The 24,582-nt window shown below is 45.3% G+C and carries 15 protein-coding genes; 7 read left to right on the forward strand and 8 right to left on the reverse strand.

What is annotated here, in order from left to right:
* Position 1: 1 nt before the first annotated feature.
* On the forward strand, positions 2–2,353 hold the full coding sequence (locus tag L4D74_RS01405; protein ID WP_428750382.1) for a patatin-like phospholipase family protein: 2,352 nt from the start codon (positions 2–4) through the stop codon (positions 2,351–2,353).
* A gap of 302 nt (positions 2,354–2,655) precedes the next feature.
* Positions 2,656–5,253: a bifunctional aconitate hydratase 2/2-methylisocitrate dehydratase gene (acnB, locus tag L4D74_RS01410; RefSeq protein WP_428750383.1), complete on the forward strand. Its 2,598-nt coding sequence runs from the start codon at positions 2,656–2,658 to the stop codon at positions 5,251–5,253.
* A 164-nt stretch (positions 5,254–5,417) separates the two neighbouring features.
* On the opposite strand, the gene L4D74_RS01415 is transcribed toward acnB, so the two are convergent.
* The 4 genes from L4D74_RS01415 to hemL form a co-directional block, all read right to left on the reverse strand.
* The gene (locus L4D74_RS01415) at positions 5,418–8,804 is read right to left on the reverse strand and encodes a response regulator (RefSeq protein ID WP_428750384.1); all 3,387 of its coding nucleotides are present in this window, start codon (positions 8,802–8,804) and stop codon (positions 5,418–5,420) included.
* A 294-nt stretch (positions 8,805–9,098) separates the two neighbouring features.
* Positions 9,099–10,121, reverse strand: coding sequence for a 16S rRNA (guanine(1207)-N(2))-methyltransferase RsmC (rsmC, locus tag L4D74_RS01420; protein WP_428750385.1), 1,023 nt, complete (start codon positions 10,119–10,121; stop codon positions 9,099–9,101).
* A 69-nt stretch (positions 10,122–10,190) separates the two neighbouring features.
* Positions 10,191–11,264, reverse strand: coding sequence for an AI-2E family transporter (locus L4D74_RS01425; protein ID WP_428750668.1), 1,074 nt, complete (start codon positions 11,262–11,264; stop codon positions 10,191–10,193).
* 465 nt (positions 11,265–11,729) lie between these two features.
* Positions 11,730–13,022 (reverse strand): glutamate-1-semialdehyde 2,1-aminomutase, encoded by a 1,293-nt coding sequence (gene hemL, locus L4D74_RS01430; protein ID WP_428750386.1) that lies wholly within the window; start codon positions 13,020–13,022, stop codon positions 11,730–11,732.
* Between the two features lie 299 nt (positions 13,023–13,321).
* Between hemL and erpA the strand changes: the two genes are divergently transcribed.
* The 5 genes from erpA to ilvN all read left to right on the forward strand — a co-directional run bounded on the left by erpA (position 13,322) and on the right by ilvN (position 20,820).
* Positions 13,322–13,663, forward strand: a complete 342-nt coding sequence (erpA, locus tag L4D74_RS01435; RefSeq protein WP_428750387.1) for an iron-sulfur cluster insertion protein ErpA — start codon at positions 13,322–13,324, stop codon at positions 13,661–13,663.
* A gap of 239 nt (positions 13,664–13,902) precedes the next feature.
* Positions 13,903–15,015, forward strand: coding sequence for an efflux RND transporter periplasmic adaptor subunit (locus L4D74_RS01440; protein ID WP_428750388.1), 1,113 nt, complete (start codon positions 13,903–13,905; stop codon positions 15,013–15,015).
* A 10-nt stretch (positions 15,016–15,025) separates the two neighbouring features.
* Complete coding sequence (locus L4D74_RS01445; RefSeq protein WP_428750389.1) at positions 15,026–18,157, forward strand: efflux RND transporter permease subunit; 3,132 nt, start codon at positions 15,026–15,028, stop codon at positions 18,155–18,157.
* A 430-nt stretch (positions 18,158–18,587) separates the two neighbouring features.
* Positions 18,588–20,324 carry an acetolactate synthase 3 large subunit gene (locus L4D74_RS01450; protein ID WP_428750390.1) on the forward strand — a complete coding sequence of 579 codons (1,737 nt, stop codon included), beginning with the start codon at positions 18,588–18,590 and terminating at the stop codon, positions 20,322–20,324.
* 1 nt (position 20,325) lies between these two features.
* Positions 20,326–20,820 (forward strand): acetolactate synthase small subunit, encoded by a 495-nt coding sequence (gene ilvN / locus L4D74_RS01455; RefSeq protein ID WP_428750391.1) that lies wholly within the window; start codon positions 20,326–20,328, stop codon positions 20,818–20,820.
* Positions 20,821–20,925: 105 nt separating this feature from the next.
* Here ilvN and L4D74_RS01460 read toward each other — a convergent pair whose 3' ends face one another.
* From L4D74_RS01460 to L4D74_RS01475, 4 genes are read right to left on the reverse strand one after another with little or no spacing between them, the layout of a single operon-like run.
* On the reverse strand, positions 20,926–21,633 hold the full coding sequence (locus L4D74_RS01460; protein WP_428750392.1) for a BON domain-containing protein: 708 nt from the start codon (positions 21,631–21,633) through the stop codon (positions 20,926–20,928).
* Positions 21,623–22,213, reverse strand: a complete 591-nt coding sequence (locus L4D74_RS01465; RefSeq protein WP_250615760.1) for a phosphoheptose isomerase — start codon at positions 22,211–22,213, stop codon at positions 21,623–21,625. Before L4D74_RS01465 ends, L4D74_RS01460 begins: the two co-directional genes overlap by 11 nt.
* A 2-nt stretch (positions 22,214–22,215) precedes the next feature.
* Positions 22,216–22,629: a YraN family protein gene (locus L4D74_RS01470; RefSeq protein WP_428750393.1), complete on the reverse strand. Its 414-nt coding sequence runs from the start codon at positions 22,627–22,629 to the stop codon at positions 22,216–22,218.
* The gene (locus tag L4D74_RS01475; protein WP_428750394.1) at positions 22,607–24,526 is read right to left on the reverse strand and encodes a penicillin-binding protein activator; all 1,920 of its coding nucleotides are present in this window, start codon (positions 24,524–24,526) and stop codon (positions 22,607–22,609) included. Before L4D74_RS01475 ends, L4D74_RS01470 begins: the two co-directional genes overlap by 23 nt.
* Positions 24,527–24,582: the final 56 nt, after the last annotated feature.

Here is a 24,582-nt window from a genome sequence, read left to right on the forward strand (position 1 = left end):
GATGAATGTGAAACGCCTAACGGGATGGTTTATAGCGTCAGTTTTTACATGGGGTAGTGCAACGTTATGCGCGCAAGAAAGCGAAACTGCAACCTCAGTTAAACAAACGGCTCAAGAGAATACTGCAAATAGTGATAAGGCAAGGCCAAAAATTGGTCTTGTGTTAGCGGGTGGTGGTGCAAAAGGCGCGGCGCATATCGGTGTGCTTAAAGCGCTCGAAGAAATGAATATCCCAGTCGATATCGTGACAGGTACCAGTATGGGTGCTTATGTTGGCGGTCTGTATGCCACGGGTATGAGTGCTGATGAGATTGAAAGTTTCATCCATACGGTTGATTGGAATAACGGCTATGTGGATCGCGTAAATCGCAGTCAGCGCCGAATTCGAGATAAAGAAGCAGAAGACCGTTATCAAATTCGTACGGACATTGGCTTGCATTTTGGTTCTATTGAGGCGCCAAAAGGTGTGGTGCAAGGGCAGAATATGTTACGTATTTTGCGCAAAACAACCGGTAACCTACCTAAATTTCAATCTTTCGATGACTTAGCTATCCCTTATCGCTCCGTCGCTACAGATATCCTTAAACTTGAGCCCGTGGTGATTGATAAAGGGTATTTAGTCGACGCCATGATGGCTAGCATGTCGGTTCCGGGCGCGTTGCCTCCTTATGAATTAGGCGATCTTTTGTTGGTCGATGGTGGCGTGACCAACAATATGCCGGTTGAGCTTGCTAAAGAAATGGGTGCTGATCTTATTATCGCCGTGGATATCAGTAGTGATTATAAGACCCGTGATGACTTTAGTAGTTTTTTGAGTGTTGGTGAGCAGTTGTCGAACTATTTGGTTCGTCGTAGTACGGAAGAACAGATGCAGTCGCTTGGTGAAAATGATGTTTACATGCATCCGGAAGTGGGGAAAATCGCGACTACTGACTTCTCGAGTATGCCGAGAGCATATGAATTAGGGTATGAAGCCGCTTATCAAATTGCAGATGAACTACAGCATTTATCCGTTTCTTCTTCCCAGTTCCAGCAGTACATTGAAAACAAGCAAAATGCTCGTCGTCACCTTCGTTATGGCGATCAAACGCAGGTTGATAAAGTTGTCATCAATAACCAGACGCATTATAGCGACAGTTTGTTGAGCAATAATTTGTCACTAAAATCAGGTCAGATCCTCGAAACGGATGACATAGAAGAAAAAATAGAAAACCTCTACGCTTTAGACCGATTTGAACTCATCACTTACGAGTACCAAGAGCTAGGTGAAGACACGGCACTGGTGGTGGACGTGAAAGAAAAGTCATGGGGTCCAAACTACATGGATTTCCGCTTTTATCTTGAAGAGGATTTTAATGCTAATAGCTTCTATGCCATTGGTGTAAGTACAAACTTTACTGATCTCAATGATCGCGGCGCCGAATTGCGAGTCAATGCTGATTTTGGCACCGATAAGCGAATAGAGGCGGAGCTGTATTCGCCATTTGTCACCAACCAAGATTTTTTCTTCTTAGCGGGTCTTAAGTACGGCAACGAAAAACGAAATGTACTGTGCACGCCTAATGCGGATCGCACAGGTTGTCTTGATCCAGCCTTAGAAGGCAGTGCCGATTTTGTTCCCGTGACGTATCGTGAATGGCTAGGAGAGCTAGCGGTAGGCTATGCCCCTACTTTGTGGCAAGAATTTAAGCTCGGTGGTCGTTTTGTTCAGGGGGAGTCTTATGTGTCACCTTTACCTTCATCAGGAACGTTTGATTTTGATCGTCAAGGGATGTTTGTAAATTATAAGCTGGACACCCTCGATGATTTCAGTTTGCCGACGAAAGGTTGGTATATCAACTTAGAGTACTTACTGTCTAAAGATAGCGGTCAACAAAATATTAATGAAGCGCCGTCGGACTTTTCTGATACCGCCTATGAAATTACGGCGGAAACTAAGTATGCGCACACTTTTGGGCGTAATACCTTTGTTGGTTCGTTTGATTATGCGGTCATTGAAACAGAAAACGCTACATTACCCGTCAACCCAAGAGAGCTGGGTGGCTTTTTGAATTTATCAGGTATCCCAAGAAATAGCTTAATTGGCGAAAATAAACTGTATGGCAGCCTAGTGTATCGCTATCGGTGGTTTGACAACGATTTTGGCATGTTTAAATCCCCCGTGTATCTAGGGGCATCCGCTGAGTACGGTGGGGTTTGGGATGGTGATCAAGGGATATCGAGTGCGCCACTGTTTATGGCCGGATCCATTTTTGCCGGTATCGATTCGCCTGTTGGGCCAATAATGTTCTCCTATGGTCAGGTTGAAACAGGATTACGGTCGTTTTATTTAATCATTGGTGCTGCATATTAATTCAGCCCACAATTGTTCACAGGTGCGTGCCTGTGAACAGAATTTGCGAGTGAAATAAGTAAAGTTTTCTACATAGATGCGAGTGAAAATCATGGATTTTGCTCGAAGTTGCTATGTTGGTCAAAATGATAAGATTTTAATTTATCGTTAAATTTGCTATTCTTCGCCCCACAGTTTGGCCTCTCTAATGCTGATCATTAAAGGATTTGATGACGAAAAATGGCGAGGGAGAGCCAAGTTTCCAAGGATGTCCACTCCTAATTCTAATTATTAAGGAGGGACCGCAATGAGAGGAAAAAGTCGTGCTTGAAGCCTACCGTAAACACGTCGAAGAGCGTGCTGCCGAAGGAGTTGTTCCTAGACCCCTAGACGCTGAACAAGTTGCTGGACTTGTTGAGCTATTAAAAAATCCCCCTCAAGGTGAAGAAGAAGCCATCCTTGATCTTCTTGAGAACCGTATTCCACCGGGCGTAGATGAGGCCGCTTACGTTAAAGCAGGTTTCCTTACGGCTATCACAAAAGGTGAAGTTGAATCACCACTCGTCAGTCGTGAAAAAGCAGCCCAATTGCTTGGTACAATGCAAGGTGGGTATAACATAGAGTCACTTGTTTCTTTACTTGATGATGAGGCGCTTGCCCCTATCGCTGTTAAAGCACTTTCTCATACGCTTTTGATGTTTGATGCATTTTATGACGTTGAAGAAAAAGCCAAAGCGGGCAACGAGCACGCTAAGCAAGTTATGACGTCGTGGGCGGAAGCTGAATGGTTCCAGTCTAAGCCAAAGCTCCAAGAAAAAATCACACTGACGGTGTTCAAAGTTACCGGTGAAACGAATACCGATGACCTATCGCCAGCGCCAGATGCTTGGTCTCGCCCGGACATCCCTGTTCACGCGCTAGCAATGCTAAAAAATGCTCGTGAAGGCATAGAACCGGATCAACAAGGTTCTATTGGTCCAATTAAACAAATTGAAGCGCTCCAACAAAAAGGCCATCAATTGGTTTACGTTGGTGACGTTGTTGGTACGGGATCTTCACGTAAATCAGCAACAAACTCTGTGCTTTGGTTCATGGGCGATGATATCCCTAATGTTCCGAATAAACGCGCAGGTGGTTATGTTCTAGGTGGTAAAATTGCCCCAATCTTCTTCAATACCATGGAAGATGCAGGCGCACTACCGATTGAAGTGGACGTGACTAAACTGAACATGGGTGATGTGATTGATATTTACCCGTTTGAAGGTAAAGTTTGCGCCCATGAGAGCGGTGAGACACTGGCTGAGTTTTCATTGAAGACCGATGTACTGATTGATGAAGTACAAGCCGGTGGTCGTATTCCTCTAATCATTGGTCGTGGCTTGACGGATCGTGCTCGTGAAGCGCTAGGTATGGCGCCTTCTGAAGTCTTCCGTCGTCCGGTTGAAGTTGAAGATACAGGTACTGGCTTTACACTTGCGCAAAAAATGGTGGGTAAAGCTTGTGGTGTAGAAGGTATTCGTCCAGGTACTTACTGCGAACCTAAGATGACAACGGTTGGGTCACAAGATACCACAGGACCAATGACGCGTGATGAGCTCAAAGATCTCGCTTGTCTTGGCTTTTCTGCGGATTTAGTGATGCAGTCTTTCTGTCACACTTCGGCTTATCCAAAACCGGTTGATGTGAATACGCACCATACACTGCCAGATTTCATTATGAACCGTGCTGGTGTATCGCTACGTCCGGGGGATGGTGTTATCCACTCTTGGTTGAACCGTATGTTGTTGCCAGATACTGTTGGTACTGGTGGTGACTCTCATACTCGTTTCCCTCTTGGTATTTCTTTCCCTGCTGGTTCTGGTTTGGTGGCGTTTGCTGCTGCAACTGGCGTGATGCCGTTGGATATGCCTGAGTCTATCTTGGTTCGTTTTAAAGGTGAGATGCAGCCTGGTATTACACTGCGTGATCTTGTGCATGCGATTCCTTACTACGGCATTCAGCAAGGTCTACTTACTGTTGAAAAAGCGGGTAAGATCAATGAGTTCTCTGGTCGTATTCTAGAGATTGAAGGTGTTGAGCACCTATCAGTAGAGCAAGCTTTTGAATTGTCTGATGCGTCAGCAGAGCGAAGCGCCGCAGGTTGTACGGTGAAGCTATCTCAAGAGTCGATTGAAGAGTACCTTAATTCAAATATCACCATGCTTAAGTGGATGATTTCTGAAGGTTACGGTGATCGTCGTACGATTGAACGTCGAATTGTGGCAATGGAAGAGTGGCTAGCAAACCCTGATCTTATGCAGGCGGATAGCGATGCACAATATGCTCACGTTATCGAAATTGACTTGGCCGATATCGACCAGCCAATTCTTTGTGCGCCAAATGACCCAGATGATGCTCGTTTGCTGGCTGATGTTCAAGGTACCGAAATCAATGAGGTCTTTATTGGTTCATGTATGACGAATATTGGTCACTTCCGTGCTGCGGGTAAGCTTCTTGATAAGTTTACTGGTCAGTTGGATACTCGTTTGTGGATTGCACCACCAACTAAGATGGATAAAGACCAGCTAACAGAAGAGGGTTACTACGGTATCTTTGGTCGTGCGGGCGTGCGTATCGAAACACCAGGATGTTCTCTGTGTATGGGTAACCAAGCGCGAGTGGCTGACGCTTCTACAGTGATGTCAACATCGACACGTAACTTCCCGAACCGTTTGGGTACAGGTGCGAACGTTTATTTGTCTTCTGCTGAGCTCGCTTCTGTTGGTGCTATTCTAGGTCGCATTCCAAACAAGGAAGAGTACTTAGAGTACATGCAGCAAATTGATGCCACTGCGGCAGACACCTACCGTTATTTGAACTTCCATTTAATGGGGCAGTATACAGAAAAAGCTGATACAGTTATTTTCCAAGAGCCTGCATAAGCGGTTATAAATTGGGAGAGCCTGCTCTCCCAACCTAGTGGCGATAGCGACTCTGGAATAGAACGACACTAATAATAAAGCCAGTCTTCAATGTTAAATTGAAGACTGGCTTTTTTGTAGGGCAAGCTAACATGCTGAATTAAGACAATGAACGCATGAGTTAATTAACTGGTTAACAACTTCTGCAGCCTGTCTCTACAGGCGATGATGTGGTCGCGCTCAGGGCCTTGTTTGTGGCAGTGCTCCAAAATGTATTCCATTGAACTCAATACAGTTCGCCAGCGAGGGGTTTTAGGCAGCGTTTCTACCCGTAAGTATTTGTCTAACGTTCGAGTTTGTAGCGTGCTTCGATCTAGGTAAACCCGCCAGAGGCCACTTTGTTCTGCAAAGGCAAACTTCGATTGTCCGGTGACATCTTCCCAGTAAGTCAATGAATTTGTCATCGCTTCTACCAGTATTTCACGCATTAATTCAGGGCGAGATTTTTGCTCGTCGCTGGCTTTATCGGCCAGTCGAGTAAACTCTCCTCCTAGCTCTTTTAATTCTTGTAGCTTGGCTTTATCCCCTTCAATGGCGTAGCTAGAAAGTGCATCAATGGCGGTTTCAAGGTTTCTAACGCGCGATACGTTAGTATTTTTACCTTGTTCAAAGATATAGACACTGCGCAGTCCAGAGCCTTCTGGTAGCGTTAAAATGTCGGCATTGATACGCTGTCTTACATCTTCTATAAAGATATCAATGTCACCGCAATAATGCTCTTGAGATAGGTTAACGAACTTAGGCGCAATGAGGTCATCTAAGCTTGAACGCTTTAGCTGTTCAACATTTCGTTTGAATAACGCTGCCGCCGCTTGATTGGCAAATTGGATTTTAAGATCATTACGTACGCACAAAATAGCTTCTGGTGCAGTGTCGAGCTGCTCAATGAGTCGCCCTTGTGTTTCCAGTAGGCTGGCTTCGACGAGAGCACGTTGCTTTAGTTCATATTTAAGACTTTGGTTTTCTGCCCGCCTTACCTCTGCCTTGCTCGCTTGCAGGTGGGCTGCAATTCTTGCCGCCAGTTCTTGTTTGCTAAATGGTTTGGATAAGTAGTCATTAGCGCCAACTTCAAAACCACGAACACGGTCTTCTGATTGATTTAGCGCGGTGAGCATAATGACGGGCAGAGCAGCGTGATCGTATTGCTCACGTAGCGTTTCACAGACTTCAAATCCACTCATTCCTGGCATCATGATATCAAGTAGTAGTAGGTCTGGTTTGTCTTTTTCAATGGTCGCCATGGCTTCTATGCCATCCTTAGCGAGTGTGACTTGATAGCCTTCAAGTCGTAAAAAGCTCTCTAGAATACGCAGGTTAACTGGCTCATCATCAGCGATAAGGATTCTAGGCCCATCAGGGTTGTCAGGAAGGGTTTCTTCGTCATCGATTGCTAACTCGCTTTGTTCCGTCACTTGGTAGTGATTAGATTGCGGCACGTAAGACATGGCTTCCACTTCTTCTTGGTTAGCTAATGGCAGGGTGAAGCTGAATGTGGTTCCTACATGCGGTTGGCTACTGACGTAGAGTGAGCCACCCATTAACTCAATGAGTTGTCGGCTGATAGAGAGCCCTAGTCCTGCTCCTTGGCGATAGTGCCCTGAATCGTGTCCTGCCTGTACTAATGGTTCGAAAATATGCTCTAGCTGCTGTGCAGGGATGCCATGTCCAGTATCGACAACTTGAACGCGGATATGATCATCCATCGCAGTTGCTGATAATACGATTTTTCCTTCATTGGTGTATTTTATGGCGTTGCCGACCAAGTTATACAGTACTTGCTCTAACCGCTGCGGGTCAGCGGATACGTAAGGAATAGGTTCTAACACTTGGTTAATAATGCGAATCTTTTTATTACCCAACAGGTGCTGGGATAAGTCGAGAACAAGTTGTGTCGCACTGGTTAGGCTCACGGCGGAACGCTCTATTGCAAGGCTGCCATAGCGCATCTTGTGATAATCGAGAAGGTCATCTACAAGGCTTGCCAGCCTTTGACCGCTGTTAACAATAATATCCAGTTGATAGCGATGATTGGCGCCAATCGGGCCATTAGCACCAGATATCATGGCTTCAGCAATACCAATCATGCCATGTAGCGGTGTCCTTAGTTCATGGGAGGTAGTGGCAAGAAATTCATCTTTTAATTTGTTGGCAAGTTGTAGTTCTTCATTCTGTTTTTTAATCACAATGAGGTTTTGTTCTAGCTCTTGGTTTTGGTTCTTAATTAACTCGATTTTATCCTTGATAGAGCGGCGCATACGCTCAAAGCTTAGTGCCAGCCGACCTATCTCATCTTTGCGGTTAGCACTAATGATTGATGGCTCGAGATCACCTCCAGATGCTCGCTCGGCAGCCCATGTTAGCTTAAGAAGTGGCGAGGTAATGAAATTGGAGAGGTAGTGCGAAGCGATCACCACTAATATAATCGCGCTAAGCATAGCAATGACAAATAGCTTTTCCAGTTGACGGATACTGGCAAACGCCACGGACTCAGGCGTTTCTGCAACGAGCGCCCATGTGGTGTCTGCAAATTGAACGGGTGCGAAAGCCGCTAAGTATTGGTTGTCGAGAGTATTGCTGTAGCTTCCGACTTGAGTTTCACCTGATAGCGCTTTTTGGATGACTTGTTCGCTTTGTGTGATGCTTTTTGCGGATAACCCCATCATTTTAGCTTTGCCATCATTTCCGACCAAAAGAAGGTTGATGTCGGTGGTGCTGCCGCTATTGATGAGCTTAGTGATCCCTTTAATTGGTAAACGAAATAGTGCGTAACTGTGTAAATACCCTTGCTGAATAATCGGGGCGCCTAGCCAAGCGTATTGCTGCTCTCCTTGGGAGGCAAAGTCAGAAATGATAACCGGCGTGTATTCTTCGTTGTCCTTACGTTTTTGCGTTACTTCTTGGTCTAAAGTCGCGAAGGTAGAGCCTAATATCGATTGAGAAAAGCGGCCTGTATTGAGGTTGGTACCATAGTAATCGTGTTTGAACACCGAGTAGGTAACGTTACCCGTTAAATCGACCAAGACGATATCGTCAAAGTCAGAACGCTTAAGGTGCTCCACAAATGCGCGGTGGTAGCGTTTGTGGAGCAGTCGGTAACGTTCACTGCCAACATAGCTGCTTGAGTCGGGCATGATTGAGGTTTTTACTTGATCGCCAGAGCCTGTAATGTAGCGCTCTTGTGCATGTTGTTGAGCTTGCTCTATGTCATCGCCTAAACGTTGGAATGCGTTGACTATGCCGTAAAATCGCCCACCACTGGCATAGGCAAGCTCTGAGCGCACAAAGCCCATGACTTCGGACTTCTGCGCATCAAAGTAATCGAGAACCTGCTGTTTTTTTGTATCGCGAACCGAAACAAGGTGCGTAGTGCTTTGATCGCGAAGATCTTGGCTGTGAGCATTAAGAAAAAACAGAGCAATGACAGTAAGTGGAGTGATGCTGAGCACCAAAAAGGCCATCATCAAAGTGCTCTGTAATCGTTTAAATTTCTGTTTTCTATGCAGCTTGAACATATGTAAGTCTTAGGCCGTTAAGGGGTATCTAGTGAGTAAGTGAAGATGTGCGTTTTGCTATAAAACGTCTGACCTTACTAATCTAAATACTTTTTTTACTTTAGCAAGTAAGTTGGATACAAAGCGTGTGAGGTCACTCATAATTAATGATTGCTTGAAAGCAGATTGAAGCTTGTTATGTCAGCAATAATAAAAGTGGCGGTTAAACAGGGCGTTATGAGAGGCTTGTAGAGTAGAACGGCAATACGGATGCTAATGATGAGTATTGCCGATATTCTTGTTTAGATACGCGAGTTATTTTGTTGCATGGTAGATAGTAAATTTACGATTTTTATCGAGAGTGTGGCAATGGCCAAATTGACGCTCGATGATAGGCGCGTATTTAAGGAAACTGTTCGCTACAATGAGGATATTTCCTGCGGCTTTAAGATGCGTCGGTGCATCATTTAGCAGCTCTTCAGTTGCAGAGTAACTGGTGTCTAGACCAGCATGGAATGGCGGGTTGCTTACGATGAACTGAAAATCTGACGACAGATCAGAATAGACATCAGAAGCTAAGACATCGCCTTTCAAGCCGTTAGCGAGTAGGGTCTGCTTACTAGACTCGATAGCAAAGGCATTAATATCACACATTTGCAGAGAAATATCCGGGTAGCGTAGTGCCATAAAAGCACCGAGTACACCAGCGCCACAACCAAAATCGAGGACTTTTCCATGCAGTGGGGGGAGGTTATTGAGTAGCAACTGGCTACCTAAATCAAACTCACCATGGCTAAAGACACCAGGCAGGCTTTTTACCACTAATTGCTGGCCGTCCAGCTCGACAAGGTAGGACTTAAACCATGATTGCAAATCAAACGATGCGGGTGCTGTTTGGCATTGCCCCCAATAAAATGAGCAACGACGTGCTGAGTCGTATTTTTTAATCACGCCATAAGGCGCAAACATTTTCTCCACGCTTTTTACGCCTGAACGGTTTTCACCGACCACGACGATTTCAGTATCTTGACCTAGCTTCGCTAACGACATGTCTAATAGCATCTGCGCTTCTGCTTTAGCTTTTGGCCAATACATTAAGATCATATCTGCGTCGATCGTGTCTGGTAAATTAGCACCAAAGTGACAGCAAAGTTGTTCCGAGCGATGAAGTTGTCGGTAAGTACAGTAATTGCTAGTAAATACCGTGACTTTGTCGCAATGCTTACTCAAATCAATCGGGAATTGGTCTTCTATTTCACCGATGACCAGCACACGTTTTCCTGCGAAGTACTCAAGCTGTCTTTCGGCAATCTGGCTGGGAGCGATGTAATGCGACATGAACGTCATCTCTTGGAAACTGAAAAAGGGAGGGGATTCTCTCATAAACCCCCAGACTAAAAAAGCATTCTAGCTGTTATCTTGGCTATCTAAAAAGTCCTTAAACTCTTCTTCATACATATTGAAAAGTACGATAGTGATAGCAAAAATGATCGGGCCATAAATCAGGCCGATAAGACCAAATAAATGAATACCACCAAGCAGGGAGAAGAAAATCATCAACGTATTCATACCGGCACTACCTTGCATTAGCAGGGGTCTTAATACGTTATCAATAGAGCCCACCACCGCGATACTCCATATGGCGAGGAATATTCCCCACTGCGTTTCGCCAGTAATCAGTAAGTAAGCCGTTGCTGGAATCCAAATCAATGCGGTTCCAACCACAGGAATAAATGAGGCAAAGCCCATCATTGTTCCCCAGAATAGCCCAGGGAATCCGGCTACCCACATACCAAATCCGCCAGCGGCACCCTGCGCAATAGCGGTTAAAAACGAGCCCATTACTGCCGACTTCGACACTTTTTCAATCTCGTTCAACAAGCGATCTTCTTGACTGCGAGAGAAGGGCAGAATGTGGCGAATGGCAGCAATGATTTTATCGTGATCGCGCAGTAGGAAGAACAACACAAATAGCATTAAGAAGAAATTCATGAGGAAGCTGGTGGCATCACCAAGAATTTTTGCGCTGATTGCCACTAGATTTGAACCAAGTGAGGTCGCAAATTCAGCGGCTTTTTTGGCGATGTCTTGTGGGTCAATTTTATCAAAGGGTAGGTAGTCATTAATGAAAGAAAGTCCTTTAACGACCCAAGGGTGAGCAAAGACTTCTTGAATGCCACCACCGGTCACCCAGTGATACATGTTTTGTGAAAAGACCGATCCTTGCTGAACGATGGCGCTAAAAACCAGCAGCAATGGCATGACAATAATAAAGGTCAGAATGACGCATGATAACAAGGCAACAATGTTTTTATGTTTTGGCAGCTTGTTCTCTAGCCACTCATGGATAGGGAACATCAATAGTGACAAAATAAATGCCATGACGATCGAGTTAATATAAGGCTCGACGAGCAAGTAACAGGCAAAGCCAGTTAAAAGCAGGGCGATGATGAGCACCCAGTGACTTGCTGTTACGTTCATTTTCGTTTTCACGAGTGATCCTTTTTGACTATATCGGCTGCGAAATCTGCATGCGATCAGGTGATGAGCGAGAGTTGTTTTTTCTGCGTCGCGGCGTTGCTTTACTCGTAGGCAACGGGCCATCGCTAGTACTGTTCTTTCAACTTATTACTGGTAAGCGTATTGTCGGTAAACTAAGTAATCAAATACGGCGACCAATTGAGCATATAATGGACGTAAAATATGGAGTGATCAATTTTAATTAGTATTTAGTACTGTGATTAGTGGGGGTTTTATGGGGTGCTGCAATAGCAAAGAAACGTGTCAGTCAGAGGTTAAAATTAAGCGAAAAATTCCTTGGTTCTGGCTCATGGTATCAGTCATCGTGTTGTTGGCTGCATTTCACTGGCAGGCGTAAAAAAGGGCTGATTTCAGCCCTTAATGTCATGTTTCATAATTTTCTACTGTACTCAGTAATTCAGAAAATTACGCTTCTTTAGCCAGCATCGCAAAACAGCGATCTGCGGCTTCTAATGTCGCCTCGATCTCTTTTGAACCGTGAGCAAGAGACAGAAAGCTAGCTTCAAATGCTGATGGTGCAAGGTACACACCGTGATCGAGCATTAGATGGAAGAAACGCTTAAAGCGCTCAACATCGCATTTAGCGACATCTTCGTAGCAAGTAACACGTTCTTGATCAGTAAAGAAGAAACCAAACATACCGCCAACTTGATTGACAACCATTGGAATGCCATGTTCGTCTGCCAAGGCTTTAAAGCCATCCGCAAGTTGTTTAGTTTTGTGTGCAAGGCGCTTTTCGTTGCCCTCTTCAGACAGTAGTGTAAGGCAGGCATAACCTGCAGCCATTGCGATAGGGTTACCTGAAAGTGTCCCTGCTTGATAAACAGGACCTGTAGGGGCAACGTATTGCATGACTTCTTTACGGCCACCAAACGCACCAACAGGCATGCCGCCACCGATGATTTTACCTAGCGTCGTTAAGTCTGGCTTGATGTTGTAATACGCTTGAGCACCACCTTGCGCGACGCGGAAACCTGTCATGACTTCGTCGAAAATAAGCAGTGCGCCTTCTTCATCACAAATTTGGCGAAGTCCTTCGTGGAAGCCTTCAACCGGTGGGATGCAGTTCATGTTACCGGCAACAGGCTCAACAATAATGCAGGAAATTTCGCCCTTGTTCGCAGCAAAAAGTGCTCTAACAGATTCAAGATCGTTAAAACGAGCCGTTAGCGTGTATTTTGCAAAATCAGCAGGCACGCCCGGCGAGCTAGGTTGACCAAGCGTTAGGGCACCAGAGCCAGCTTTAACAAGCAAGCTATCGGCATGGCCGTGGTAGCAGCCTTCAAATTTCATGATTTTGTCGCGGCCGGTGTAGCCACGAGCAAGACGAATAGCGCTCATGGTCGCTTCTGTACCAGAGCTCACCATACGCAGCTGCTCCATAGAAGGAACCAGTTTACGCACTAGCTCAGCCATGTTGATTTCCATTTCGGTTGGTGCACCAAAACTTAGGCCTCGTTGTGCGGCATCAATAACGGCTTCGCGGATAACGGCATGGTTGTGACCTAAGATCATCGGTCCCCAAGAACCTACGTAGTCAATGTACGCTTTACCATCAGCATCAAAAATCAAAGGGCCATCGGCACGCTCAACAAAGATAGGTGAGCCACCTACACCGTTGAAGGCTCGAACGGGCGAGTTTACACCACCAGGGATAGTCTCTTGCGCTTTTTGATACAGCTCTGCTGATTTGGTCATGGAGAATTCCTCTTTGCTTATTCGGACCAAGTGAGCAGCATTGTACATACCCTCACAAAATCTAGTAGTGTTTTGAGCACATTTTCGGAAATTGTCCCCTGATATCGAGGTAATGTTAAATTGCACCTGCCTAATACTTGAACGAAGCAGTCAGGTATTAGATAATCCCCAGCAATACAATTAATACTATTTGTTTATTCATCGCTTTTGATGAGTTATTAATCATCTTCGTAGGGGATGCGAGATCGCTGCCAGTCAGTGATACGTTAAATTGCGAATGAGTAGCGAGAGAGGTTCCTATGAGTGATGTAGCTATTCCTTTAAATTTTTCTGATGCCGCCGCAACGCGTGTTCAGACATTGATTTCAGAAGAAGAAAACCCAGCTTTGAAATTGCGTGTCTATATTACCGGTGGTGGCTGTAGCGGATTTCAGTATGGCTTTACCTTTGACGAAAGTGTCAACGATGGGGATACCACGATTGAAAAATGTGGTGTGACTTTAGTGGTAGATCCAATGAGCCTACAATATTTAATTGGCGGTACGGTTGACTATACTGAAGGGCTGGAAGGGGCAAGATTCTTTATCGATAACCCCAATGCCACGACAACATGTGGCTGTGGCGCTTCATTTAGCGTTTAAGTTAATAAATAAGAAAGAGGCGAATGAGAAGTTCGCCTCTTTTTTTTGCTACCCAGATAACAAAAAATCAATAAAGTATCGTAGTGTTACTGCTCTACTCTTATCCTTTTCTATGTAAAGGGTGTGCTGAAACCATGGGTCTAAGGATGTTATTCATGGTTTGAGTACTTTTATGAGTTAATTCTCGTATGAGAAAAGCTAAGTGAACACAATTGCCTGAATATTATAAGGATATAATTATGCCAACCATGCAGCCTGGCAGCTTCTTTTCAAAACGTCCCTGGCTTATTTCGCTATTATTCATCATTGGGCTGGCTGTTTGGTTAGGCCTTGGTGCTTTACGCGCAGAAGAAAATACTCAGCCGACTTCGCCAGAGGTTGCACCACTTGCAAGGGTGGTCTTTCAATCTTTTGTTGCCGAGAATATTGATAAAAAAATTGATTTATATGGCCGAACTGCTGCGGATAGAACCGCTAAGCTTGGGGCTGAAATTGCTGGAAAAATCATTGGTTTGAACGTGAAAAAGGGAGAGCAAGTTAAGGCCGGTCAAGCTATTGCTCAAATTGATAAAGGTGATCTTCCTATTCAGTTAGAGCGCGCTCAAGCGATGCTGAATGTTCGTCAGCAAGAGTTTAATGCTTCTAAATCGTTAAAGAGCCGAGGGTTACAAGGTGAGGTCGCTTATTCAACCGCCGCCGCAAATCTTACAGAAGCTAAAGCGATGGTGAGTGCAGCCAAACTAGCGTTGCGAAATACCCTCGTTAAGGCCCCATTTACTGGTATCGTTGACCAAATTGATATTGAGTTGGGGGACTTTGTGTCAATTGGCGATCCGGTTGCGATGATGATCGATTTAAACGTGTTGGTCATTGAAGCTGATGTGAGTGAGCGCCATATTCAAAACTTGTCTGTAAATCAGCCAGCGATGGTGCGTTTTATTGATGGCAAGCAAGTGACCGGTAAACTCCGTTATATCTCCAGAGTGTCTTCACCTACTACCAATACCTTTCCTATAGAAATAGAAGTACCCAATCCAAACCAGAAAATTTCGGCAGGAGTCAGCGCTGAAGTCGAGTTGGCGCTTGAGAAAAATATTGCGATAAAAATAACACCGACCATGTTGGCGTTGGATGAGCGTGGCAATCTAGGAGTCAAAACACTTCAGAGCAAAAAGGTGGTGTTTGTACCCATTCAACTTGTTAAAGCAGAACAAGATGGAGTATGGCTTACAGGACTTGGCGACCGAGTCGATATTATTGTCTTAGGGCAAGGGTTTGTTCGCGATGGTGACGCGGTAGAAGCGATTAGCGTTGAGCAAGCAAATAAAATAGCTGATCAAGCTAAGCTGTAGGAGAAGGCGCATGAATGCTTTGATTGATGCGGCGTTGTCTCGCTCTCGAACAATGATCAGTTTACTGGTTTTAATTTTAATTGCCGGAGTGGTGACCTATAACACCATTCCTAAAGAGTCGAGCCCAGATATCACGATTCCTATCATCTATGTATCGGTAGGGCACCAAGGGATCTCCCCTGACGATAGTGAACGTTTGTTAGTCCGCCCGTTGGAAAAAGAATTACGTTCAATTGAAGGCGTAAAAGAAATGACGGCAACGGCGTCTGAGGGACATGCGTCGGTAACGCTTGAATTTAATGTTGGTGTTGATCTAACACAAGCCATGGCGGATGTGCGTGACGCTGTTGATTTGGCCAAACCAAAGTTGCCAGATGATAGTGATGAGCCAACCGTTAATGAAGTGACTTTTGCCTCTCAGCAGCCTGTATTGTCGGTGGTTCTTTATGGAACCGTACCGGAACGCACGATTGTTCAAATAGCTCGGCAACTGCGCGACAAACTGGAGAGCTACCGACAGGTCTTGGAAGTGGATATTGCGGGTGATCGCGATGACATCGTCGAGATAGTCGTTGACCCACTATTGATGGAAAGTTATGGCTTAGATCAAGGTGATATTTACAACCTTATTGCACTTAATAACCGTGTGGTTGCAGCAGGGTTTGTTGATACGGGCTATGGACGCTTTTCTGTTAAAGTCCCCTCAGTGTTCGAAACCCTAAAAGATGTGTTAGAGCTGCCTGTTAAGGTCGATGGCAAGCAGGTAATTACCTTCGGGGATGTGGCGACCGTTCGTCGTGCATTTCGAGACCCAGACAGTTTTGCGCGCCTCGATGGACAGTCTGCTGTTGTTCTTGATGTGAAAAAACGCGCCGGCGAAAATATTATCGAGACGGTTGCTTTGGTAAAAGAGGTAATGCATCAAGCGTCGCTGCTTCCAGAGTGGCCAAACAACTTACAGGTAAAATACACCAAAGACGAATCGAAAGACGTTAAGATCATGCTTAATGATCTACAAAATAATGTGTTGTCGGCAATTATTCTTGTCGTGATCGTGATTATTGCCATTCTCGGTGTTCGAACTGCGATGCTGGTCGGGGTGTCGATCCCTGGCTCGTTTTTGACTGGGCTATTGGTACTATCAGTATTTGGCTTGACCGTAAATATCATCGTCTTATTCTCGCTTATTATGGCCGTTGGTATGCTGGTTGACGGAGCGATAGTGGTCACCGAGTTTGCCGATCGTCGAATGCAAGAAGGCACGCCGAGAAAGCAAGCTTACGCCGACGCAGCTAAGCGCATGGCATGGCCGATCACCGCCTCAACGGCGACCACACTCGCCGCTTTCGCGCCCTTATTGTTCTGGCCAGATACCACTGGCGAGTTCATGAAGTTCTTACCACTGACCTTGATTGCGACCTTAACCGCCTCATTAGTTATGGCGCTGCTGTTTGTACCGGTTCTTGGCGGGTTATTTGGTAAGCCTCAATACGTGTCTAGTGCACAGCAAGCTAAGATGGTGGCACTGCATGAGGGAGATTTTGATAAGGCAACGGGCATCACTAAGCTTTATTACCACACGTTAGCCATTGCGATTGTGCACCCATTTAAAATATTACTGCTAGCGATTTTGATTGCGATTGGTGTCGGTGCCGCTTACAACAAAGCGGGTTTAGGGGCTGAGTTTTTCCCTGAGGTGGACCCGCCGTATTTTAACGTCAAAGTACGCTCTCATGGTGATTTATCGATTAATGAAAAAGATGAAGTCATGAGGGTCGTTGAGAAGGTGATGCTCAATCATGATGAATTCGAAAGTGTCTACACGAAAACCGGCGGTAAAAGTGAGATTGGTAATATCCAAATTACGCCTGTTGATTGGCAAGACCGCCGCCGAGTTAATGTCATTATCGAAGAGTTAAAGCAAACGACGAATCAGTTTGCTGGGGTAGAAATTGAGTACAAATTCCCTGATGCGGGGCCACCGGTCGAGCATGACTTAGTGATTGAACTGTCAGCCCGCTTCCCAGAGCGTCTTGATGAGGCGGCGAAAGTGATTCGACGTTGGGCCGACAGTAACGAGAAGCTCACCAATATTAGTGACTCATCCAGTAAACCTGGTATTGATTGGCAGATAGATATTCGTAGAGATGACGCTGCTCGATTTGGTGCTGATGCTAGTTTAGTCGGAAACACGGTGCAGTTTGTAACAAATGGACTAAAAATTGGCGACTACCTTCCAGATGACTCGTCAGAAGAAGTGGATATTTTAGTTCGCTTCCCAAGTGATAAGCGCGATATTGGTCGTTTTGATGAACTACGTGTGAAGACTCCAGCAGGTTTGGTGCCGATTACCAATTTTGCGGAAATCACACCTCAGCATAAGCAAGATACCATTGAGCGATTAGATGGTATTCGTATCATTAACGTTAAAGCAGACATGGCAGAGGGCTACAATCTCGCAATTGAGCTACCTGAGTTCCAGCAATCATTAGATGCACTTGAGCTTCCGCCTGGTATTGATGTGCGAATACGAGGTCAAAATGAAGAGCAAAAGAACTCATCAGAGTTTTTACAAAGTGCGTTTTTAGTGGCGCTTGCTGTTATGGCGTTGATTTTAATTACGCAATTTAACAGCTTCTATCAGGCATTTTTAATTTTGAGTGCGGTGATATTTTCTACGGTGGGTGTGTTTGCAGGACTGCTGATCTTCCAACGCCCCTTTGGCATTATTATGTCGGGCATTGGGGTGATCGCTTTAGCTGGTATTGTAGTGAACAATAATATCGTCTTAATTGACACCTATAATCAGTTGCTAAAGCGCGGGTTAGATAAACGAGAAGCGATATTAAGAACGGGAGTTCAGCGTTTGAGACCTGTACTGCTGACGACTGTCACGACGATATTGGGATTAATGCCGATGGTATTAGAAATGAACATCGATCTTATTAATCAAAAAATCGAATTTGGGGCGCCTAGCACCCAATGGTGGTCGCAGTTAGCAACGGCTATTGCGGGCGGCCTGGCCTTTGCCACGGTATTAACATTAGTGCTTACTCCTTGTTTACTGATGTTAGGAAGAAGCACATACGACACGAAAGTGAAGAAAAGGCGACACTGGCTCTTTTGGCGAAAAAGCGCATAAACAGTTACTCTCAATCATTTTTCATTTAAGGCTCCGAAAAGGAGCCTTTTTTATTGCCATGAAACGATGAATACGGTGGTTTTCATCGTTAGTGTTAATAGGTTTTTGCACCTAAAGAGGATGAGTAAAAGTTTTTTATCCTGAACTTAAAGGTTAGTTGAGATTATATGCCGGGTTGACTGCCTAATCCGTCACAATTTGTTGTAAATGATAGGGAATGAAGACGAGTCTCTTTTTTGCGATCAAAACAAGGTTAGACCTTGTGATAAGAAAGCGTTACAGTTGTTGCGTAAACGATGTGCTTGTTATGACTGGCACAACGACATAGCCGAAAAGTGAGTGATTTCGATTAGGCTACGAATAAGCCCTAACTATGTAAGACCAGCTCTTCAAACGACCTGTTTGTAGAGATAACTGGTAAGGAGAAAATATGCAAAACCCAACCCCAGACATGTTATCTGGCGCTGAAATGATCGTTCAGTCCTTGATCGATGAAGGCGTACAGCAAATCTTTGGCTACCCAGGTGGCTCTGTACTTGATATCTATGATGCCCTTCATCAAAAACAAGAAGATATTCAACACGTATTAGTTCGACACGAACAAGCGGCGACGCATATGGCCGATGGTTATGCTCGAGCAACAGGCAAGCCTGGAGTCGTGTTGGTCTGTTCAGGTCCAGGTGCGACCAATACCATCACCGGCATTGCTACCGCTTACATGGACTCGATTCCAATGGTCGTACTGTCTGGTAACGTACCTAATAACCTTATCGGTAATGACGCATTCCAAGAGTGTGACATGGTGGGGGTATCCCGCCCTGTCGTCAAACACAGCTTTTTGCTTAAACGCGCAGAAGACATTGCCGATACCATAAAGAAAGCCTTTTACATTGCGTCAACAGGGCGTCCTGGTCCTGTGGTGGTTGATATTCCTAAAGACGTAATGAACCCTCAGATTAAATTCCCTTATGAATACCCAGAGACGGTTGCATTGCGTTCATACAACCCAACGACATCGGGTCATAAAGGGCAAATTAAGAAAGCGCTTAAAGCGATCTTAGAAGCGAAAAAACCAGTACTTTATATTGGCGGCGGTGCGGTGATGGCGGAAGCCGATCAACAGATTGCTAAGCTTGCTGAGACCTTAAACCTGCCAGTGGTGAGTACGTTAATGGGGCTAGGGGCATTCCCTGGTACGCATAAAAATTCGCTCGGTATGCTCGGCATGCATGGTACGTATGAAGCCAACATGGCGATGCATGATGCAGACCTTATTTTTGGTGTCGGTGTTCGTTTTGATGACCGTACTACCAACAATTTAGAGAAGTACTGCCCGAACGCTAAAGTCGTACACATTGATATTGACCCATCTTCTATATCGAAAAATGTGCCTGCGGATCTGCCGATTGTCGGCTCTGCAGATGTAGTACTTGATTCCATGCTGAAGCTACTCATCGAACAAGGCGGCAGCAATGACGCGCAAGCCCTTGATGCTTGGTGGACAGATATTGAAAGCTGGCGAGATCGTCAATGTTTGGGCTATGAAAAATCCGATGAAAAAATCAAACCCCAACAGGTTATTGAGGTGCTTCATAAACTGACAGGTGGCGATGCTTATGTAGCATCGGATGTTGGTCAGCATCAGATGTTTGCTGCGCTTTATTACCCATTCAATAAGCCAAGACGATGGATTAATTCTGGTGGTCTGGGCACGATGGGCTTTGGTTTCCCAGCGGCGATGGGCGTGAAGTTTGCCTACCCTGATGAAGAAGTGGTTTGTGTGACGGGAGATGGCAGTATTCAGATGAATATTCAAGAGTTGTCGACAGCCATGCAATACGACATTCCGGTTAAAATTATTAACCTGAACAACCGCTTTTTGGGCATGGTAAAGCAGTGGCAAGATATCATTTATCAAGGTCGTCACTCTAACTCGTATATGAGTTCTGTCCCTGATTTTGCTGCGATTGCCGAAGCATACGGTCATGTTGGTATTCGTATTTCTCATCCAAATGAACTGGAAGAAGGTCTTAAAAAAGCGCTTTCGATGAAAGATCGTCTGGTTTTTGTTGATATTAATGTTGATGAAACAGAGCATGTCTATCCAATGCAGATCAAAGGTGAAGGCATGGACAAAATGTGGTTGAGCAAGACGGAGAGAACTTAATATGAAGCACATTATTTCACTACTAATGGAAAACCAACCGGGTTCATTATCACGCGTGGTTGGCTTGTTCTCTCAACGTGGTTACAACATCGAATCTTTGAACGTATCGCCGACTGAGGATGAAACTCTGTCCCGTCTTAATATCACGACGGCGTCGAGCGAAATGCAATTGGAGCAAATTCAAAAGCAGCTACACAAATTGATCGATGTCCTGAAAGTTCAAGAAGTTACTGCCGTTGAGCATATTGAGCGCGAGCTGATGATGGTAAAAGTAAAAGCTAGTGGCTTTGCTCGGGCAGAAGTTAAACGCACTGCGGATATTTTCCGCGGCCAAATCGTAGATGTCACTGCATCACAATATACGGTGCAATTGGCGGGAACCAGTGAAAAGCTTGATGCTTTCATTACGGCGTTATCTGAAGTTACGGATGTAGTGGAAGTGGCGCGAAGTGGTATTGTTGGTATTGCTCGTGGTGAGCGAGCACTTAAAGCTTAACGATCAAAGAGCGCAAAAGCAGTCCAATAAAAAACCAGCCTGTTGATGACAGACTGGTTTTTTTATTTCTGGTGAAGTCAGCAGGTCGCTGTCAGTGATTGGCCCTTAACCTTCCACTTCTACGAAAGGTGCAGGCTCTTCGATAATTGGTCGCATCGGCTCTTCCTCTGCAGTAACAGGTGCAGGGTTGACACTTTGTTGCGTGCTGAGTTCTTTTTTCGTTTCACCTTCGGCTTCAGTATTGAGTTTTTCTTGTGTCTCACTGAATTGGAAAGCACGGATAACTTGAGAGACGCCTGATATGTTACGTGCTATATCTGTGGCGATATCGGCGTGCTCTTTGGATACATAACCGAGTAAAAACACTTCTTTGTTTTCAGTAATAACTTTTATTTTTACACCATTTAGGCGGTCGTCAGTCAATAATGCTGACTTCACTTTTGTCGTTAACCAGCTGTCATTACTCATTTGGGTAAAGCCAAGCGGGCTATTAATTCGCACTTGATTGTAAACTCGCTTTACACCATTAAGCGCGGACACGCGTGCATAGAGTGTGTCTCGTAACTCTTCGGTCTGAGCTTGTCCCATTAATACGACAGTGCCGCGCTGTGAACTCGCGACTACGCGAACTTTGCCAACAAATGGTGCTTTATTGGTTATCCCCGCAACTTCTGACTCTAATGCGCTGTCGCTCCATAGTTCTTTAGCTGAGCGAGTATCGGTAACTTCAAACAACCCAGCGCAACCTGAGAGCGCCAAGCTCATCACCAGTAAGGCGACGGTTTTGTAGATATTCATAGCGTTACTCTTCATGAGCAGGGAATAGAACCTGATCGATAAGATCGCACAGGCAGTGAAGAGTGACCATGTGAACTTCATGGATTCGAGAGGTACGGTGAGAGGGAATACGGATCTCAACGTCATTCTCGCCCAGCAGTCCTGCCATTTCGCCACCGTCTTTGCCGGTGAAAGCGATAATCGTCATGTCTCGGGTTACTGCAGCTTCCATCGCTTTCAGGACGTTTTTGCTGTTACCACTGGTAGAAATGGCAAGCAAAATATCGTCGGTTTGCCCGAAAGCACGCACTTGCTTGGCGTAGATATCTTCAAAATTATAGTCGTTGGCGACGGCGGTCATCGTGGTGTTGTCTGTGGTTAGTGCCATGGCGGGTAAACTTGGTCGCTCGGTCTCAAAGCGGTTTAGTAAACACGAAACAAATTGCTGGGCATTGACGGCAGAGCCCCCGTTCCCGCAGCAAAGAATTTTATTGCCATTAAGCAGAGTCGCAACCATCGCTTGTGCCGCGTGGGTGATGACATCAGGCAGTGCTTCTGCTGCTGCTATTTGAATTTGAATGCTTTCAGTAAAGCTTTCTTTAATGCTATCGCGCATGGTTATCCTTGAGTAATCGCGTTTTTTATCCAGTCAATGTCTTCGCCACTGTTATGTATGGCGACGACATCAAATCGAAATTCAGTATCGTACGGTGACAAGTCGTTTTTCATCAGCCAAACCATGGCTGCTTTTTGTAGTTTTTTTGCTTTGGATGCAGTCACCATCTCTTGGGCATGGCCATATTGACGGTTTTTTCGGTATTTTACCTCAACAAAGACCAGGCATGTAGCATCTTGCATGATGAGATCGAGTTCGCCACATTTTACCGTGTAGTTTTTTGTCAGCGTACTTAGGCCGTGTCGACCCAAATACGCTTGCGCTAGGTCTTCGTAATGTTGACCTAGCTGTCGTTTGTTTTTTGGAGCGTCTTGCTCGATACTTGCTCGGGTTTTATTCCACAGTTGTCGTATCATTTGCTTCCAATTCACTGCTTTCGATGGTGCTATTGACGCCAGTAGCGTTATCGGTAGCACTGTCGGCAACGTTAGTGGTTTGTGATTTAGCTTGACCATGGACGCCCCATGCAATTTGTCGTTGAACCACACAGTTGCTATCTATCGAAAGGGTACCCGTTTGACCGTCAACAGAATAACCGACGACGGCTTTAAGTTGTGGCAGTTCTTTGGTTAGGGTATACGCATCCATTCCCAATGCTTGTAAGCGTTTCTCTGCATTTGAACTCTTTGGCCAAAACTTGGTCATTTGAGCGTCAAGTTGCTCATCTTCGTCAATGAGCATTGGAATGTCACTATACACAACGCCAGTGAGATCTTCATATTGGCGCTTACTTGAATTGCTGTGGGAGTCGGCAAACAATTTTGGTTGGCTTGCATCTGGGTTAATGGCAACTTCGATAAAGGGTTTGATTAGCGTAAGATCGGCGCCGTTAGCCACAATGTAAACCGAGTCAATATCGCGGCGGCTTCTTGGTTGGTTCTCTAATTTAAGGCCGGTTAGTGTTTCCATTTGAGCAATACGTTGCTGGCTGTCTTGCAGCCCAAAGACGTTGTTAATGGTTTTTTGTAATTGAGCTCGATTGCTGTATTGAGCCACGGCAATGTTATTGGTGCTTAATTTGCCCCATTCTTCCTCGAAGGCTTTGACTACACGGTTTCCAAGGCTACTTTTAGGTGCCAGGATCAGCGGATAGGCATAGTTTTCCTGCGCAAGATGCTTCGCCGCTTGTGAGACTTCCTGCTCTGGAGATAAGGTTAAATAGCACATCGACTGGCTGGGCTCGATAACGGTAGGGATATTTAGTGCAAGAGCTGGAATTGGCGTCTCTGTTGCTAATTGAGCTTGCTGCAGTTTTTCAACATTTTCTTTAATCAGCGGACCGACAATGAAGTCGACATCATTAGCAATAAGCTGCGCTTTGATATCAGCAGGCGTTGTTTCATTAGTGTCGATGATCGTGAAGGTCGCATCAGGATCGCGTTGATCATCATCCATGGTCGCCATCATGAAACCATCACGGACCAATTGCGCTTGTTTCGCGTACTTACCCGTTAACGGCAGTAAAAGCGCAGTGCTATGAGGCGTGGAAATCTCGAGGCTCAAGATATCGTAGATACTTTGTGGCGTATAAAGCGCAGCTGGATGATTACTATTTTCCGCTAACCACTTTTCAAGTGTATTTTGCAATTGAGGTAAGCTGCTTCCCAGAGCCTTCATATAGCTGGCAAGTTGCACCCAGCCATCAAGAATTTCTTCTTCAGGTTTAATGGTAAGTTGTGACAACTGCTCAGATGATAATTGATTTAGGTTGTGCCAAATATTGTCGTTAATAATTTGCTGCTGCGCGCGTGGTGCAAAACCTGACATGGCAATATACTCACGGCTTGACTCTACGTAGTCGCCCATAATCGCTAAGCTTTGGCCGCGTAAGTTGTGATACTGCATCCATTGTTGCTGCAGCAAAGGCCACTCTGCGGGTAGATTAAGCTGTAGGTAAGCGTCTTGAGCTTTACCTTGAGCAAGGTTAAGTTCAGCGCGTGCCAATTGCCATTCAGCTTGTTGAATGGTGCTCAAGTTTTGTTTGGCTAAACGGTTAGACAAGCGCTGCGCTTGTTCGTAGTTGCCTTCTTGAATGGAAGCTTTAAAGGCAAGGATGAGCCACTCATTGGCAAAACCGCCTTGGTCGCTGTCTGCACGCATTAAATAGCTTTCAGAAGAGGCGGTAGGGGCCATTGTGATATCAACACTGGTTGGCGCGCTGGGTTGTGTTGAACACGCGGCAATGGACAGTGCCAGTGCGATGGGTGTTAGCAGGCGCGTTACACTATTTTTTTTACGGTTCATCATTGCCATGAGCTCTTTAATCACTATTCGTGTAAAATCATTATATTAATCGTTGAAGTGATGGT

Origin of the sequence: Vibrio cionasavignyae (assembly GCF_050337155.1) — a bacterium.
Classification (GTDB): domain Bacteria; phylum Pseudomonadota; class Gammaproteobacteria; order Enterobacterales; family Vibrionaceae; genus Vibrio; species Vibrio nomapromontoriensis.

Coding starts and splice junctions, on each gene's coding strand:
- L4D74_RS01405 (WP_428750382.1), top strand. CDS start 2: ATGAATGTGAAACGCCTAACGGGATGGTTTATAGCGTCAGTTTTTACA.
- L4D74_RS01415 (WP_428750384.1), bottom strand. CDS start 8,804: ATGTTCAAGCTGCATAGAAAACAGAAATTTAAACGATTACAGAGCACT.
- rsmC (WP_428750385.1), bottom strand. CDS start 10,121: ATGTCGCATTACATCGCTCCCAGCCAGATTGCCGAAAGACAGCTTGAG.
- L4D74_RS01425 (WP_428750668.1), bottom strand. CDS start 11,264: ATGAACGTAACAGCAAGTCACTGGGTGCTCATCATCGCCCTGCTTTTA.
- hemL (WP_428750386.1), bottom strand. CDS start 13,022: ATGACCAAATCAGCAGAGCTGTATCAAAAAGCGCAAGAGACTATCCCT.
- erpA (WP_428750387.1), top strand. CDS start 13,322: ATGAGTGATGTAGCTATTCCTTTAAATTTTTCTGATGCCGCCGCAACG.
- L4D74_RS01440 (WP_428750388.1), top strand. CDS start 13,903: ATGCCAACCATGCAGCCTGGCAGCTTCTTTTCAAAACGTCCCTGGCTT.
- L4D74_RS01445 (WP_428750389.1), top strand. CDS start 15,026: ATGAATGCTTTGATTGATGCGGCGTTGTCTCGCTCTCGAACAATGATC.
- L4D74_RS01450 (WP_428750390.1), top strand. CDS start 18,588: ATGCAAAACCCAACCCCAGACATGTTATCTGGCGCTGAAATGATCGTT.
- ilvN (WP_428750391.1), top strand. CDS start 20,326: ATGAAGCACATTATTTCACTACTAATGGAAAACCAACCGGGTTCATTA.
- L4D74_RS01460 (WP_428750392.1), bottom strand. CDS start 21,633: ATGAAGAGTAACGCTATGAATATCTACAAAACCGTCGCCTTACTGGTG.
- L4D74_RS01465 (WP_250615760.1), bottom strand. CDS start 22,213: ATGCGCGATAGCATTAAAGAAAGCTTTACTGAAAGCATTCAAATTCAA.
- L4D74_RS01470 (WP_428750393.1), bottom strand. CDS start 22,629: ATGATACGACAACTGTGGAATAAAACCCGAGCAAGTATCGAGCAAGAC.
- L4D74_RS01475 (WP_428750394.1), bottom strand. CDS start 24,526: ATGGCAATGATGAACCGTAAAAAAAATAGTGTAACGCGCCTGCTAACA.